The sequence below is a fragment of the Vibrio sp. AND4 genome, assembly GCF_000171815.1.
Classification (GTDB): Bacteria; Pseudomonadota; Gammaproteobacteria; order Enterobacterales; family Vibrionaceae; genus Vibrio.
This window is the reverse complement of the sequence record NZ_ABGR01000002.1, coordinates 494,375-509,711: the sequence shown is the minus strand read 5'-3', so window position 1 is coordinate 509,711 and position 15,337 is coordinate 494,375. Positions and strand designations below refer to the sequence as shown.

General features: G+C 44.3%; 12 protein-coding genes. 4 read left to right on the top strand and 8 right to left on the bottom strand.

What is annotated here, in order from left to right; all coding sequences use genetic code 11:
* Positions 1-95 precede the first annotated feature (95 nt).
* Positions 96-1,016, bottom strand: a complete 921-nt coding sequence (locus tag AND4_RS04880) for an HDOD domain-containing protein (protein WP_009841798.1) — start codon at positions 1,014-1,016, stop codon at positions 96-98.
* Positions 1,017-1,385: 369 nt separating this feature from the next.
* Here AND4_RS04880 and AND4_RS04875 point away from each other — a divergent pair, with 369 nt between their 5' ends.
* Entirely contained in the window at positions 1,386-1,973 is a 588-nt protein-coding gene (locus AND4_RS04875) for a TfoX/Sxy family DNA transformation protein (protein ID WP_043991459.1), read from the top strand.
* Positions 1,974-2,141: 168 nt separating this feature from the next.
* Here AND4_RS04875 and AND4_RS04870 read toward each other — a convergent pair whose 3' ends face one another.
* A complete protein-coding gene (locus AND4_RS04870) occupies positions 2,142-2,690 on the bottom strand; it encodes a hypothetical protein (protein WP_009841796.1) in 549 nt (182 codons plus the stop codon).
* A 468-nt stretch (positions 2,691-3,158) separates the two neighbouring features.
* Between AND4_RS04870 and AND4_RS04865 the strand changes: the two genes are divergently transcribed.
* Together AND4_RS04865 and serC are read left to right on the top strand one after the other, a co-directional pair.
* Complete coding sequence (locus AND4_RS04865; RefSeq protein WP_009841795.1) at positions 3,159-4,421, top strand: DUF945 family protein; 1,263 nt, start codon at positions 3,159-3,161, stop codon at positions 4,419-4,421.
* Positions 4,422-4,557: 136 nt separating this feature from the next.
* Entirely contained in the window at positions 4,558-5,652 is a 1,095-nt protein-coding gene (gene serC, locus AND4_RS04860) for a 3-phosphoserine/phosphohydroxythreonine transaminase (protein ID WP_043991458.1), read from the top strand.
* A 256-nt stretch (positions 5,653-5,908) separates the two neighbouring features.
* Here the strand turns inward: serC and cydC are convergent, their stop codons facing one another.
* The 6 genes from cydC to AND4_RS04830 form a co-directional block, all read right to left on the bottom strand.
* On the bottom strand, positions 5,909-7,633 hold the full coding sequence (gene cydC, locus AND4_RS04855; protein ID WP_009841793.1) for a cysteine/glutathione ABC transporter ATP-binding protein/permease CydC: 1,725 nt from the start codon (positions 7,631-7,633) through the stop codon (positions 5,909-5,911).
* Positions 7,626-9,413: a cysteine/glutathione ABC transporter permease/ATP-binding protein CydD gene (gene cydD / locus AND4_RS04850; protein WP_009841792.1), complete on the bottom strand. Its 1,788-nt coding sequence runs from the start codon at positions 9,411-9,413 to the stop codon at positions 7,626-7,628. The genes cydC and cydD overlap by 8 nt, the downstream gene beginning before the upstream one ends.
* Before the next feature lie 103 nt (positions 9,414-9,516).
* Positions 9,517-10,476, bottom strand: a complete 960-nt coding sequence (gene trxB / locus AND4_RS04845) for a thioredoxin-disulfide reductase (protein ID WP_009841791.1) — start codon at positions 10,474-10,476, stop codon at positions 9,517-9,519.
* Positions 10,477-10,717: 241 nt separating this feature from the next.
* Complete coding sequence (locus AND4_RS04840; protein WP_009841790.1) at positions 10,718-12,016, bottom strand: cysteine desulfurase-like protein; 1,299 nt, start codon at positions 12,014-12,016, stop codon at positions 10,718-10,720.
* The gene (locus AND4_RS04835; RefSeq protein WP_009841789.1) at positions 11,994-12,632 is read right to left on the bottom strand and encodes a 2OG-Fe dioxygenase family protein; all 639 of its coding nucleotides are present in this window, start codon (positions 12,630-12,632) and stop codon (positions 11,994-11,996) included. The genes AND4_RS04840 and AND4_RS04835 overlap by 23 nt, the downstream gene beginning before the upstream one ends.
* Before the next feature lie 325 nt (positions 12,633-12,957).
* Positions 12,958-13,782, bottom strand: coding sequence for a DUF2797 domain-containing protein (locus tag AND4_RS04830; protein WP_009841788.1), 825 nt, complete (start codon positions 13,780-13,782; stop codon positions 12,958-12,960).
* A 190-nt stretch (positions 13,783-13,972) separates the two neighbouring features.
* On the opposite strand from AND4_RS04830, the gene AND4_RS04825 reads away from it, so the two are divergent.
* Positions 13,973-15,307 (top strand): diguanylate cyclase, encoded by a 1,335-nt coding sequence (locus AND4_RS04825; protein ID WP_043991457.1) that lies wholly within the window; start codon positions 13,973-13,975, stop codon positions 15,305-15,307.
* Positions 15,308-15,337 lie beyond the last annotated feature (30 nt).

Here is a 15,337-nt window from a genome sequence, read left to right as displayed (position 1 = left end):
AATACACAATGACTCCTTTCTGAGGTTTCAGCCATGAAAAGCAAATCAGAACCGTAACTGGACGATTGCACGGCTGAATGTGGATGCATCAGAAATTAGAGGCCGCTTGCAGTAAGAACCTGCTTAATTTCACTTTGGAAGTCAGTATCGCTCATATTGCTGAGGTCGTACAAGACCTCTGCGCCTGTTAGATTGAATTCAACCTCGTGATCTTCAATACGTTCATCCTGATTACGGAACATTAAGAGGTGATTCGCGATACGTGCGATATCAAGGTAGCTTACTTCAGGTCGTGATATCTCGAACTTTTCGTTAGATGAAACCTCACGAAAGTCGTTATCAAAGCCCCATTTTTCGAGTACCAGTTTGCTTGTTGCTGAGCAACGAGTTTGGAATATCTGCAGTGCGATATCTGAATCTAGATAATTGCCGCGATCAAGATAAAAATGGTACTCGTTTATTAAGCAAAACAAGCCGATGTCAGCTAATAAGCCAACCAACAATGCCTTTTCTTGTTCCAAGTGTTCATAAGTTGCGGGCTCGTGCTTACGAAACTCTTGAACGACTAACAACATGGTCGCACCAAGCTCGCGAGAAACAGCTGCGCTCTTAACTAAGATGTTATTGCATTCTTCCAATAAATTGACTGAGTTTTTTAGTTGTTCAATCGATTGAGCAGTGACTATGTCTCTTACTCTAAGAATACCAAGTCGGGACACCGCTGTTGCTAAGTCATTACAAGTGATGTTACGACGATTAAATACAACAGAATTAGCGACGCGTACGACCACGGCAGCAAGACCTGGATCTTCTAAGAGCGCATTGGCAACGTCTACGATATTCGTGTGCTCCTCAGTACAAAGCCGTTGAATTTTCAGTACGACATCAGGGATCGGAGGAAGGGAGATTTTACCCGTAGAAATAGACTGCTCTACCAGGTAAGCAAACTCAGACTCGAGTGCTTTTATAAGTTTATCTTTGTTATTAGGTAGCCAAAAAAATGATAGATGTTCCATTACGACGCTGTTCTTGAGAACTTTCCTACAGTTTACCCTCACAGATTACCCGTTATCAATTAAATCCATATCTCGTACTCACAATTGCCGTTTTCATCGTCAGGGTGCTTGATTTTTGGCGGTGCTATTGTCAAAAAAACATCATTTCAGAGAGTTTAAATGTGAAATTGTTCACATATGCGGGATTAATGGCTTGGCATATGTGACATGGATCTTAACTTATTTTTCATCGTTAAGTATGATGAAAACAGTTGGAAGTAAGGATTTAAAAAAATACTCCAACACATCTTCAATTTTTAATTCGCTTCAAGCTGCTGTTTATCTGGTGATTTTCATTAATCGGGGTAACTTATTCCAATTAAAGAGGTCATGGATATGACAGACCACGCTTTTTTTAACTATGTGAGCAATTTTAGTGAGTATCAAAAACGTTCGATGTTTGGAGGCATCGGATTATTCAGCAGAGATGCAATGTTTGCGCTGGTTAGCAACGACAGTTGCTATTTACGCGGTGGCAAAGAGCTTGATGATGAGTTTACTCATCTGAACTGTGTAAAATATAAGCACGTCAAAAAGCAAACAACGGCAACGGTAAACTACTACGATGTAACTGATCTGTTCGATTCAGGTTTTGCGGGTCTGGGTGAGTTGCTACAGAAATCGATTCATTGTTCTATCAATGAACGAGAGCATCATAAGTCTTTAGCTAGTCGACGTATACGTGATCTACCGAACATGCAGTTAACGCTGGAGCGTATGGTCAAAAAGGCAGGTATTGAAGACGTAGATACTTTCTTGGAACTCGGGCCAGTCGCGGTCTTCAAAAAAGTAAGAACTGCCTATGGGAGTGATGTTGACGTCAAGTTACTGTGGAAATTTGCTGGTGCAATTGATGGTATCCACTGGAAGTTGATTCAAGAACCACGCAGAAAACAGTTATTGGCGATGTGTGAGTAAGTCACCTGATAGAGTAACCAGTGGTGTTGACCATTTCTATTGCGTTAGGTATTTCGACAAATGAGTTTATTCATAAAAAAACCGAAGGCAGATGCTTCGGTTTTGTGTTTTTGCTTCTGATAAAGTGATCAGCAAGCTAGAGTGGCCCGTTGTTTACGAGCTTTGGCATTAGAACTTAAAGCGAGTCGTGAGCATAACTTGGTCACCGTAGAAGTCGTTAATACGCGCTTCTGCCCCCAAAGAGAATAGCTCTGTAGAATGGAAACGAGCGTAAACCGATCCAACCCAGTCATCATCATTATCGATAGATACGTAACCTGCGGTACCTCCTACCTCTAGTTGAGGACCTAGCCACTGACGTACACCAAGGTTCAGTTCCATGCCCACGTCTGTGTCGTCTGAGTGTGTTGGCTGCACAACACGCATTAGCATTTCACCGGTAAGGTCTGCCCAGTTGTTGAGTGGAGAATGGAAACCAAAACCAGCAGCTGAGTCGAAATCACCATCGAATTCAGAATCGATACGTGCAATAACGTGCGCGTTTGGGTGGATGGATTTGCTAAAGCCAGCACCGAATGTTACTGGGCTTGCACCAATGCGAGCTTCCATGTAGTCGTAGCTAAAGTTGCTCAGTGTTGCAGGAGTGTTGCTGTCGTTCGCAGCTAGAGCTTGGCTAGATGCCAGCAAAAGGCCAACGGCTAATAGTGTTTTACGCATAACTAACGATAAACCTTGTCTTGTAGTGTCATGGATCCAAGTAACCACTTGAACTGAAATCTGATTTGCCAGACATCATAATAAAAACCAAGGTGACGACCAACAAAAATATGCGGATGTTTTGTCAAATAAGGTGGTTGTGTGGTGTTAAAGCAAAAAAGTGTTACGTTGAGGACGATTTTGCACCTCTTTTGTCTTTATATTGGACATCCCTCTAAACTTATTTATCTATTATTACGTGCACTGAAGTATCGTTAGAGCGCTATAAAATGCCACGGTTTACCACATTTTGATCTTCTTTAAAAACTTGCTACCAACAAAATATCGTTAAATAAAGATAGGGTTGAGAGTGGGGTATGGTATCGGGATAAATGAACTAAAATAGCCATCAACAGTCTGAAATATTTCAATGTATTATCCTCTTTGGGTTTGGGTTAGACTGAGCACAAATACTCAATAAGTGACGTTATGGAAAATCTAAAAAAAATCGGTGCCATCGGTGGCGCTATTTCTCTTGCACTATGCTGGCCGCTAGCGGTTGGTCAGATCGGCCAATCCCTCATTGAAAAGGGCATTGCAAATATGGACGATGAGATGGTTAGGGGGGAGGTCGTGGAATACGACCGCGGTTATCTATCTTCGGTTGTCTTAATGCGTTACACAGTTCAAGATCCAGAAATCAAAGTGCAACTTGAACGTGAGGGTTTACCTACCGCATTCGATGTGACCAGCGATGTGACTCATGGCTTAACGAGCTTAAGTGCTGACTCTAAATTGGTTGATGCGGATTTCTTACCGCTGACAATGCACAGTCAAATGCAACTGAATGGTAATACTGACTTCACGCTTGATCTGGCTAGCTGGAATTACCAAAACGAAGCCCAAGGCATGCATCTTTCATCAAGCCCTGCCCAAGTGAAAGGCAGTGCAACGGTGCTCGGTGATTTGAACTATCAGCTGTCTATCCCGTCGATACAAATCGACTTTGAAAACGGTGAAGAGATTCACCTAACGGAATTGACAGGCAAAGGGAAAGGTAAGCAAGCAAAAGGCTATTGGTTAGGTGAACAGTCTTTCACACTACAAAAGCTGGATATCGTTGATGAGCAACTTGCCCCTGTTTTCCTGATTGAGAATGCAAGCTACAGTGGCAATACCTCTCTAAACGAAGCGGGTGATAAGCTCAGCACAAAGCTCGTGTTGGATGCAAAGCAAATGCGTTTGACGGACGGAACTGATGTTGACAACTTTAAGCTGGACTTTGCTGTTGGCGATGTAGACAGCAAATCGTTTAATGAGATCATGTCGATTTATCAGAGCTCACCAGATTTAGGTGAAAAAGAAACTCAAAAGCTTTTGCCACATATTGATACGCTCTTCAGCAAAGGTTTCAATCTTTCCGTAAACCAATTGTCTTTGGCTTTTGGTGAAGGTAAGTTCCGTAACGAATGGCAACTGTCTGTACCTCAAGGAACGGATAATATTACCCAAGACCCAATGAAGTTGATGACAGCAACCAGTGGTTCGCTCAATACGTACTTCTCGGATGAGCTGGTGGATCTCTACCCATTCGTTCAAGAAAGTGTTGATGAGCTGATGGTGATGGAGCTTATCGAGAAAAAAGACAACGGCTATGAGCTGAAAGCACAAATCTCGGATGGGAAGTTGAAGTTTGAAAATGGACAAGAGTTCCCTTTGATCACACTGCTTATGCCTGCCTTAATGCAATAGGACAGAGTCGTCTGAAAATTAAGTTTTTAGCTTTTTCAGTCAAAAAAGAGGTCGTAAGACCTCTTTTCTTGTTTTTATCCCTACAAAAACATGATATTAATTTCCTCATACATACTTAGCAGGAGCAATGAGCATCATGGAACAAAATGCGGAAAACGTATTTAACTTCAGTGCAGGTCCAGCAGGTCTGCCGAAAGCAGTCATGCAGCGAGCACAAAAGGAACTAATTAACTGGCAAGGTCTTGGTACTTCAGTGATGGAAATCAGTCACCGAAGTAAAGCTTTCATTAAGGTTGCTGAAGAAGCAGAGCAGGACCTTCGTGATCTGTTGAACATTCCAGACAACTATAAAGTCCTTTTTTGTCAAGGTGGTGCTCGTGCTCAGTTTGCCGCTGTTCCACTTAACCTTCTAGGTGATGCAAAGACTGCGACGTACATTGACGGAGGTTATTGGGCTGAAAGCGCAGTAGTAGAAGCAAAAAAATATTGCGAGCCAGACGTATTCAATGCGAAAACCGTCATTAACGGAAAAGCAGCCGTATTGCCAGCAATCGAGTGGAAAATCTCGCCAGATGCGGCATATGTCCACTTTTGCCCAAATGAAACCATTGATGGTATTGAGATTAATGAACTGCCATTGACGGAAAAACCAATTGTTGCCGATATGTCTTCAACCATTCTTTCTCGTGAAATTGATATTTCAAAATACGGTGTTATATACGCTGGCGCACAGAAGAATATCGGCCCTGCTGGTATCGCGATTGCTATCGTACGTGATGATCTGCTGGGTTTGGCGAAGCAAGTGCTACCAAGTATTTTGGATTACAGAGTGCTGGCAGAGAAAGAATCAATGTTCAACACGCCACCTACGTTCGCTTGGTACTTATCAGGCTTAGTGTTTAAGTGGTTGAAAGAGCAAGGCGGAGTAAAGGCGATTGAGCAAGTTAACCGTGAAAAAGCGGCGCTGCTTTACGATTATATCGATCAGTCAGACTTCTATCGCAACGGTGTTCATCCAGCCAATCGTTCGCTAATGAACGTTCCATTCCAGCTTGCGAAGCCAGAACTTGATGATACATTCCTAGAACTGGCTGATACGAAAGGGCTTAAAGCGCTGAAAGGTCACCGAGCTGTTGGCGGTATGCGTGCGTCTATCTATAACGCAATGCCACTTGAAGGTGTTCAAGCTCTGGTTGAGTTCATGCGTGAGTTTGAGCAGGAATACGCTTAAACAGTCGTAATATAAATACTCAGGCGTCGCAACAGCGGCGCTTTTTTCTTTCCGTAGTACGGCAAAGCGGAGCGCTTGGTTAGTTTTTAGCCACGACTACTGTATGGCCTCAAAGGTTTTCGCTGTGGTTATTCCCTGCAAGATCTGTTCGATAATCGACTCTTTATTTGGCAATAGAGGAATAAATTACTTGGCGACAGAGAAATAAAAAAGGGCTCATCAACGGATGAGCCCTTCGTTTTTCTCCATCTCTGCGTTACAGAGATTGCAGCAGCTGGTGGAAACGGCCTTTTTCTGCAAGCAGCACTTGGTGACTGCCTTGTTCTATGATTTCACCTTGTTCCATTAGACAGATGTTGTCCATGCTTTCTAGCCCAATCAAACGGTGAGTAATGAACACCACCGTTTTGTTGGCAAAGTGGTCTTTGAACAACGCCATTACCCTTTGTTCAGTGCGTTTGTCCAGACCTTCCGTTGGCTCATCAAGAAGCAGGATAGGGGAATCACGCAATAGAGCGCGAGCAATACCGATGCGTCGCTTCTCACCGCCGGACAGTTGACGTCCGCCATCACCCAACCAAGCGTTCAATCCCGGTTTGTCTAAGAGGTTTGCCAAATCCACTTTTGTCAAAATATCAGACAATTTCTCATCCGTAGCTTCTGGGGCCGCAAGCAATAGGTTGTCACGTAATGTGCCGTTTAGAACATCAACACGTTGGCTCACGACTGTGATTGCAGCGCGCAAATCGGATTCGCTCCAATTCTGCAGAGGTGAATCACCGATGCTCACTTGGCCTTGATTTACATCCCAGTAGCGACAAAGCAATTGAATCAGTGTTGATTTACCTGAACCTGTTTGACCGACAATTGCTGTCTTAGAGCCCAACGGCAGTGACAGCGATAAGTCTTTCAGTACTTTTTGCTGACCATCAGGGTAAGTGAAATTGACGTCATTGAACTCGATGTCCAGTGGTTTATCATTTCCACGTTTTGATACCTCAGGGAAGACAACGTCTGGCTTAGCTAAGGTGATTTCGTTTAACCGACGTGCCGACGTAAGCGTTTGACCCAAATACTGGAATGCGCCTGAGATTGGCATCAGAATTTCGAAGCTTGCCATGGTAGCAAACGCGAACAAAGCAATCCAAGGATCTGGTGCGCGGCCGCCAACACCGTCCGCTGCAAACCAGAGCATAGCAACAAGGGTTAAACCATTTGCCAGCATCAGAAGACCGGAAGCCATGCCTGCTAGGTTAGCGTTAACGAATTGGTTGGATAACAGTTGATTTTGCTTGTCTAGAATTACATTCCGATAGCGTTCTTCGGCACCAAACAGGCTCAGTTCGCTGTAACCTTGTATCCAGTCAAGCGTTGCGACGCGCAGTTGTGCCATATTTTGAGTGAGATGCTCGCCATTGTGCTTACCCAGTTTGTAGAACAGGACCGGCCATACGAGTAGCATTACGGTCAGAATACCGCCCAGCAGTAGAGCAAGGTGCCAATCAAAGAAAGCCAGAGCAACGGTCATTGACAAGATACCAAAGATGCCAACAATGACTGGGCTAACCAAGCGCAAGTAAACATGGTCCATTGCATTGACATCTGCGACCAGGCGATTCAGTAGATCCGCATCACGAAGGGTGGAGACACGGCCCGGAATGAGTGGTGCAAGCTTCTTGAAAAAGAAGAGGCGTAGGTCGGTCAATAACTTGAAGGTGGCATTGTGGCTTACAACTCGCTCTCCCCAGCGGCCTGCCGTGCGTGCCATTGCAGCCCCTCGAACGCCAGCACCGGGCAACATATAGTTGAAGGTTTCACGAGCGACAGTCAACCCTGCAACAGCTGCGGCGGAAATAAACCAACCGGACAGCGTCAAAAGACCAATAGAGGCAGCGAGCGTTAGGAACGCGAGTAACATCCCTAATGACAAGCCGAACCAGTGTTTTTTATACAGTTTTAGGTAAGGGAGTAAATCACGCATCTAAGTTCCCCTTGTCTGATTGACGTTGGGCCAGGTTGGCAGCCAACATTTCTTTAAATAAACCGTCTTGAGATGCCAAGGTTGTGTAATCACCAGATTGGACAATTTGACCATCTTGCATAACGAGAATCTGAGAAACATTTTGCAATGGCGCGAGTTGGTGAGTGATCATTAAGTTAGTCGTCGATTCGGTGTATTTACTGATGCCTTCCATAACCAGTTTTTCACTTCGTGCGTCTAAACTGGCGGTTGGCTCATCAAGTAACCAAAAACGTCCGTTTTGGAGCATGGCACGAGCAAGAGCAAGTCGTTGAGCCTGTCCAACAGACAAACCACTTGAACGGTCAGATATTTGGTAATCCAAACCATGCATCTCCACAAACTCGGCAGCGTGAGAGTCGTTGAGTACAGAATGGATTTGTTGGTCTTGAATGTCTTGCTTACCCAGGGTGATATTGTCACGAATACTGCCGTGAAGAAGTAACGGGTTTTGGCCGATCCAACTGATGGTTTCACGCCAAGTTGATAAGTCCATCTCAGATAACTCACAGTCATTGACTTTCAAGCTACCTTTATATGGCATAAATCCAAGGATGGTGTTCACTAAGCTGGTTTTACCCGCACCACTAGGACCAACTAATGCGGTGCTTTGGTTGGCATTCAAAGAGAACGAAAGGGGACCAACGAGTTGCTTACCTTCAGGGCTGAATATGACAAGATCGTTTGCTTCGATGTAGATAGCAGAATTTTGTTCGACCGTTTTGTGACCATCTTTCACTTGGTCAACGTCTAGCTCTAGGAATTCAACGATGCTTTCTGCTGCGCCGACGGCTTGCTGCTTAGCATGGTAGAAAGTGCCAAGGTCACGCAGTGGTTGGTAGAACTCAGGCGCTAGGATCAGAATAAACAAACCTGCAAACAGGGTTACGCCAGCGCCGTAGTAACCAAAGTTGAGTTCTCCGATGTAACTAAAGCCAAAATAAACCGCGGTAATGGCAATCGAAATTGAAGTGAAGAACTCAAGTACCGCTGAAGATAAGAAAGCAATCTTTAAAACATCCATCGTACGTGTGCGGAACACTTCCGATGCACCTTTTAATGTCTCGGTTTCAGATTGAGTACGGTCGAATAAGCGAATGGTTGTCATTGCTTGCAAACGATCATAAAAGTGACCGGAAAGGCGCTGTAGTGCCTTGAAGTTTTTGCGGTTTGCATCCGCGGCTTTCATACCGACCAATGCCATAAACATCGGAACAAGAGGCGCCGTAATAAGGAAAATGAGGCCAGCTGCCCAGTTGATTGGGAAAACCACCACTAGGATGATGAAAGGCACCAACACAGACAAAGACATTTGCGGCAGGTAGCGAGAGAAGAAATCTTGCATGTCTTCTACTTGCTCTAAAATCAAGGTTGCCCAACTGCCCGCTGGCTTACCCTTGATGTAAGCGGGACCAAGCTGATTGACTTTATCGAGAATCAGTTGACGAATGTAAACGCGGATTTGTTCACCACAACGATATCCCGCGATTTCGCGTCCCCATGTACAAGCTGCGCGACCGATAACGGTAACGCCCAACCCAAAGAAGTGCCAGATAAGTTCACTTTTGTCGGCATGTTCGATGATCAATTGGTGAAGAATGGAGGCGAGCAGGGCTGCTTGACCCAGTAAAAACACGCTTGATAGTACGCCTAGGCCTATCGCAACCATCAGCCAGCGCTTGGCCAACTTACTTTGTTGCTTAAGCCACTTATTCAAGCTGCTTTGCTTTTTCTTATCCATTGTGAAGGCTTAATGATAATTGTTTTAATGATGAGGTAGTATACAAAAGAAAACCCAGTGGGAATACCACTGGGTTTTAAGGATATGATGCAAATATGAAAAGTTATTTGCCAGTAAGCGCGTCTAGGAAGCGTTCCGCATCGAGTGCGGCCATACAACCTGTACCGGCTGAGGTAATGGCTTGGCGGTAGTTATGGTCCATTACGTCGCCAGCAGCAAATACACCGTCGATGCTTGTTTGCGTTGCGTTACCCTCAAGGCCAGATTGAACGATGATGTAACCATCTTTCATGTCTAACTGACCTTCAAAGATTTGTGTGTTTGGCTGGTGGCCAATCGCGATGAATGCCCCCATGACTGCCAAATCTTCTGTAGCGCCGTTGTTCACATCTTTGATACGAACACCTGTGACGCCCATATCATCTCCTAGCACTTCGTCGAGCGTGCGATCCGTGTGAAGCGTGATGTTACCGTTTTCCACTTTGTCCATCAGACGTTTTACTAGGATCTTTTCAGCGCGGAATGAATCACGACGGTGGATCAGGTGAACTTCTGAGGCAATGTTTGACAGGTACAGCGCTTCCTCTACGGCAGTGTTACCACCACCGACTACCGCAACTTTCTGATTGCGGTAGAAGAAACCATCACAGGTTGCACAGGCTGATACGCCACGGCCCTTGAATGCTTCTTCAGACTCAAGACCTAGATACTTTGCAGATGCACCAGTAGAGATGATTAACGCATCACACGTATACTCACCAGAATCGCCTCTTAGACGGAATGGACGCTGGGACAGCTCCACTTCGTTGATGTGATCGAACACGATTTCAGTTTCGAACCGTTCTGCGTGTTCTTTCATTCGTTCCATCAACGCTGGACCAGTCAGACCCTCTGCGTCACCGGGCCAGTTTTCCACTTCTGTTGTGGTCGTTAGCTGACCACCTTGCTGCATTCCAGTTACTAACACAGGATTTAGGTTTGCACGCGCTGCGTATACAGCCGCAGTGTAACCTGCAGGGCCAGAACCAAGAATTAATAATTTACAGTGTTTTACGTCGCTCATCACGGCTCCATAGAGGGCTGAACATTTCCTCTGATTGTATGGAAAATTTGTTGATTTTGAAAGGAGAAAGGCGCAGAGCTTGACGTTTGTTTTGTAACAACAAGATTGTTTAGAGAAAACGCATGAAACTTGAATACCCAAGATGCTTTTTATTCGCAGCTAAACAGCAAAAAAGCCGACAAGTTGGTCGGCCTTTAACTGAAGGATTAAAGTATCTATTTAGGGATTTGCTTTTGAGAAACTAGAGTATCGTTTCAAGGGCACTGAAAAAGCGTTCGATTTCTTTTTCGGTGTTGTAATGCATTAGCCCAACTCTCAATACCCCACCTTGTTGTGTGATTTTTAACGCATCTGTCAGTTTGTCTGCATATAGGTGGCCACTCCAAGTGTATATCTCTTGCTCTCCAAGGTATGACGCAACGTCGGCTGGGTGCAGCTTGCCAAATCGAAGCGCAAATGTTGCTGTTCTATTATTGACATTCGGCTCCCCGAATAACTCAATAGATGGAAATGCGTTTAAGTGGGTGAGAAACTTTTCTGCTAGTTGGTTTTCGTATTGCCCAATATTGTTATAACCACTTATTAATTTTTCTCGCAACCCAGTTCCACTACCTAGAGATGCTAAATAGTCGATCGTCGAAGAAAATGCGGACAAGGCTTCAAAGTTAAGAGTACCAGTCTCCCAGCAGTTTGGTGAGCATGATGGTGCAGGCTCAACCTTATAAGGGGAGTAATGCTCTAACGCGGCATGGCGTCCGTAAAAAACACCAAGGTGCGGGCCAAAGAACTTGTAAGCAGAGCCTGCAACGAAGTCAGCGCCCAGCGAAGCAACATCCATGATTTTATGAGGCAGAAGATGCACCGCATCAATAAAAACCACACTGCCATTCGCTTTGGCAAGGCGAGTCACTTTGTCAATGTCGACTATGGTGCCGGTTAGGTTACTCGCAGCTGTAACGGCGACTAGACGCGTTTTATCATTGAGTAAACCTGCATATGCTTCGAGATCGAGCTTGCAGGTGTTATCCAATATAGGTATATAGTGGACTTTCACACCTTTGTCTCGAGCGGCCATGACCCAAGAGGAGCGATTGGAACCGTGGTCAGCAGTGCTGAGGATAATCTCATCGCCTTCATTCCAATCTTGACTTATGGCACGACTAAAATGGAAAGTCATAGAAGTCATGTTCGCTCCAAAAACGATTTCTTCCTTTTTGTCCGCGCCGAATAGTGCAGCCGCCTTCATGCGACAAGTATCAACTAACTCGCCCGTTTTGCGGCTGACAGAAAAATGACCACCAAGATTCGTATTCCCTTGCTTAAGGTAGTTGCCGTAGCTCTCTATTACGCTAATAGGCTGCTGGGCACCGCCTGGACCATCAAAGTAAATCGGGGTGTGGCCCATATTTTGGCATTGCAGCGCTGGAAATTGCTCACGTAACTTATCAATGCTCACGCTAAGCGGATTTGGGTTGAACGGGGATAGGTTAAGCTGAGATGGTTTACGCTGAAATGGTTTAGGCGGTGAAGACAAAGACATCTCTTACTCCTTTTTGTCCTTCGATGTTAGATAAGGTCTCAGAAATATGATGGAAGAAACGTCGGTCGTTGAGAATAACGAATTGGTTTTCCTCAAGCACGGTGTTCATGTGTGGGTGTTGATCTACTGGGGATGTAAAGATCTGTGTGTATCCACCAGAGATGTTTTGCCTTTTCACACAGAAAATGCCGACGTACCGAAACCCATCTTGGTGGATACCCTCAGGAGCAGGCGCACTTGCTGTATCGTGATCACATGTGACGCGTATCTGGTGTACATCAACAATTGAGTGGTCATTTATTGCCCCTGTTCGTTCCATAAATGATTTTATAAGATGCTGAAATTCATCGGTTGTAATCATTTGTTGAGACATCTCAGAGAAATCGCGCTCGATGTCACCAAAGACCCGGTTTACATCAGATGATTGGATGAATTTAGAGTGGGGAAGTTTGATAACTTCTCCATTTTCAGCCTGAAAGCGCGCGTAGGAGCGGAAGCGATGGTCACTGTTTACGTATTTATCTGGGGGAAGCAGGTCAAAGTAGGGGGCTATTTTTGTTGAGACTTGTTTAGGAACTTGAAAAGCCTCGAGCAAAAATTTGTTCTCTAATTTCATCAGATATCCTTATCTTAAATTATGTTAATTTATTGTTAACATGCAATATGATATATCGCCGATGAGATAGGTTTCAACTTTATCAGCTAAAAAAAACATTAATTTCAGTTTTATTATTGCGCAAATGAAAAGTTAGAATATTTGACTAAATTTTGTCTGTTTAATGAAGCATTTTGCTAGCCTCGATTTTCCTCATGGAATTTATGACCAGTTGTACGTGATGAACTCGGGAAAGAGATAGATACGATTAAGGAGCGAGCCTCTATGGGTTACGCTCCTTTTTAATTCAAGGACTTCGGTGTTTAGTTGGCCGTTGATGAGCTTGCTATGCGCTCACTTCCACCTCGTATGAGGTAAATTTTCGCACGTTGATCACGCCAGTATCAAAGATGAGGTATTGACCTTTAATACCCTGAAGTGTGCCAGTAACCACGGGGTTCTTGTCAAAGTTGTGTGAGGTGATTTTGGTTGGATGTTGCTGAACTGGATAGCGAAGGGAAGTGATGCTCTCGCTCAACACTTCAATGGCATCATCACCATATTTCTTTTTAATTTCAGTGATTTTCTCTTCGACCAATGGTAATAGTTCTGCAAAGCGCTCATGCAATTCAATCGGATCGTTATCACCTTTTAGCAAAGTGCGCCAGTTCGTTTTATCAGCAATATGTTTAGCCAGTTCGATTTCGATCAAACCAGAGATATGACGAGTTTTTACTTTGAAGATAGGCAGACCTTGGGTCGCACCCTGATCAATCCAACGAGTTGGAATCTGGGTATGACGTGTAATACCGACTTTCAGGCTTGATGTGTTTGATAGGTAGACAAAGTGGTCCACCATACAATTTGCCTCGCCCCATTGCGGTTCACGACAGGTACCTTGTTCGTAGTGGCAAGTTTCTGGCTTCATGATGCACATGTCGCAACTCGCAAGTTTCTTCATACAAACAAAACAGTGGCCTTGTGAATAGCTTTTTTTCGTTTTCTTTCCACATGAACAACAGTAAATGTTGCCAGTATGAGTCAGGGTAAGTGTTTGACCGAGAAACGGGCTCAGGTCCATTTCTTCATCACCTACAGGAAGGCGGTAATTTACAGCACCATCGAGAGAGGCACGCATTTTGTTTAGCGTGCCAGTAGCAATTATTGACATGACATTACTCATTATTGTGTTTTTGAGCAGTATATACCGAAGTAAAGGCGAGAGGCAGAGGAAAGCGGAATTGAAATGACATTGAAGGCTTCTTTTTATCTTGATTACTGACTTTGTTTGAATTTTTTCAAAACATTTATTACATTGCATGGGGCAAATAGGATGCTATTCAGTAACTGGGTCTGTGATTATGAAGTGGATACATAAATTAGTCTTTGCATGGTCGATTTTCACTATCACCCTAGTGGCCTTATACAGTTTGCTCGGTGATACTCGCAAATTGGTTGTGACTCCAGATCGGTTTGAGCTCCACGTGACAAACGATGCAGTTGCTGGTGGCCTTAGTGAGTCTTATGTTACATATAAAAACAATAGCTTAGTGTTGAGCTGTGATCTGAAAAAGAGCCAATATGCATGGCCATACTGTGGCATTTCAGTGTATACCGATACTAAGGAAGCAACAAAAGGGCTCGATCTTTCAGGTTATCATACCGTTCACCTAAAAGTTCGCTACGAATTAGCAGGTAGTGGAGATAGCCCTAGCAAGAGTTTACGCTTGTATTTGAGAAACTTTAATTCGGCTTACTCTGAGCCAAACGATGAGTACACTATCAAATACAATGGTATGCAGTTTTCCACTTTAGATTTCATTGAGGATATTGAAATACCGATTAAAAATCTTCAAGTGATGACTTGGTGGTTAAATGATAATAATGTTGCGATTGAGCACTCCGCGCCAGAGTTTACTAATATCACTCGAATTGATATCGCAACCGGAGCTGATGCCGCACTGGGTAAACACAGAATCATCATCGATAACATTGTGTTTGAAGGAGCTTACATAGAGCAATCGACACTGTTGTTTGTGCTGTTATTTTCTTGGATGGGTATGGGTTTAGCGTTTTGTTTGCATGAGATAGGCAAGAATAAGGCCGCTTACAGCAAGGCCAGTAAACGCCATCGTCATTTAAAAAAAGTAAACAGTACGCTTCGAGCTCAAAACTTTGAATTTGCAGAACTTGCCCACCGTGATGCGTTGACTGGTGCCATGAACCGTCATGCTCTACAAAGTTGGTTAGAACAACAAGCACGACTCGTTCGGTGGGGGCATGAATTGCTATCAGTGCTTTATGTTGACCTAGATAAATTCAAACGAGTCAACGACAAGTATGGCCACCAAGTAGGGGATGATATTCTGCGAGAGTTTGTCATGGTGATAACAAGTGCGATCCAGCCTGATGATCGTTTGGTTCGTTGGGGAGGCGAAGAATTTGTTGTCTTCTGCCCAAATACCGATATCAGACAAGCGACGAAAAGGGCAGAAGTGGTGCGTCAGATGGTTGAAAAACACCATTGGGTACATGGCGAGGCTTTGACTTGCAGTGTTGGTGTCGCTCAAATGCAAGATGAACGTGTTTCAGAGACGATGGCTCGTGCGGATGAAGTCTTGTATTTAGCTAAGCGTAATGGCCGAAATCGAACTGAAGTTAATTATGGTATTCAAAAGCAATCTAAAGCAATTTGAAGCGGCTGATAAACAGCCACTCTCTTAATG

What these genes read in the sequence shown, in the direction of transcription:
- AND4_RS04835 (WP_009841789.1), bottom strand. Translation starts at nt 12,632, where the DNA reads ATGAAATTAGAGAACAAATTTTTGCTCGAGGCTTTTCAAGTTCCTAAA.
- cydD (WP_009841792.1), bottom strand. Translation starts at nt 9,413, where the DNA reads ATGGATAAGAAAAAGCAAAGCAGCTTGAATAAGTGGCTTAAGCAACAA.
- AND4_RS04825 (WP_043991457.1), top strand. Translation starts at nt 13,973, where the DNA reads ATGAAGTGGATACATAAATTAGTCTTTGCATGGTCGATTTTCACTATC.
- serC (WP_043991458.1), top strand. Translation starts at nt 4,558, where the DNA reads ATGGAACAAAATGCGGAAAACGTATTTAACTTCAGTGCAGGTCCAGCA.
- AND4_RS04880 (WP_009841798.1), bottom strand. Translation starts at nt 1,016, where the DNA reads ATGGAACATCTATCATTTTTTTGGCTACCTAATAACAAAGATAAACTT.
- AND4_RS04840 (WP_009841790.1), bottom strand. Translation starts at nt 12,016, where the DNA reads ATGTCTTTGTCTTCACCGCCTAAACCATTTCAGCGTAAACCATCTCAG.
- cydC (WP_009841793.1), bottom strand. Translation starts at nt 7,633, where the DNA reads ATGCGTGATTTACTCCCTTACCTAAAACTGTATAAAAAACACTGGTTC.
- AND4_RS04830 (WP_009841788.1), bottom strand. Translation starts at nt 13,782, where the DNA reads ATGTCAATAATTGCTACTGGCACGCTAAACAAAATGCGTGCCTCTCTC.
- AND4_RS04875 (WP_043991459.1), top strand. Translation starts at nt 1,386, where the DNA reads ATGGATATGACAGACCACGCTTTTTTTAACTATGTGAGCAATTTTAGT.
- trxB (WP_009841791.1), bottom strand. Translation starts at nt 10,476, where the DNA reads ATGAGCGACGTAAAACACTGTAAATTATTAATTCTTGGTTCTGGCCCT.
- AND4_RS04870 (WP_009841796.1), bottom strand. Translation starts at nt 2,690, where the DNA reads ATGCGTAAAACACTATTAGCCGTTGGCCTTTTGCTGGCATCTAGCCAA.
- AND4_RS04865 (WP_009841795.1), top strand. Translation starts at nt 3,159, where the DNA reads ATGGAAAATCTAAAAAAAATCGGTGCCATCGGTGGCGCTATTTCTCTT.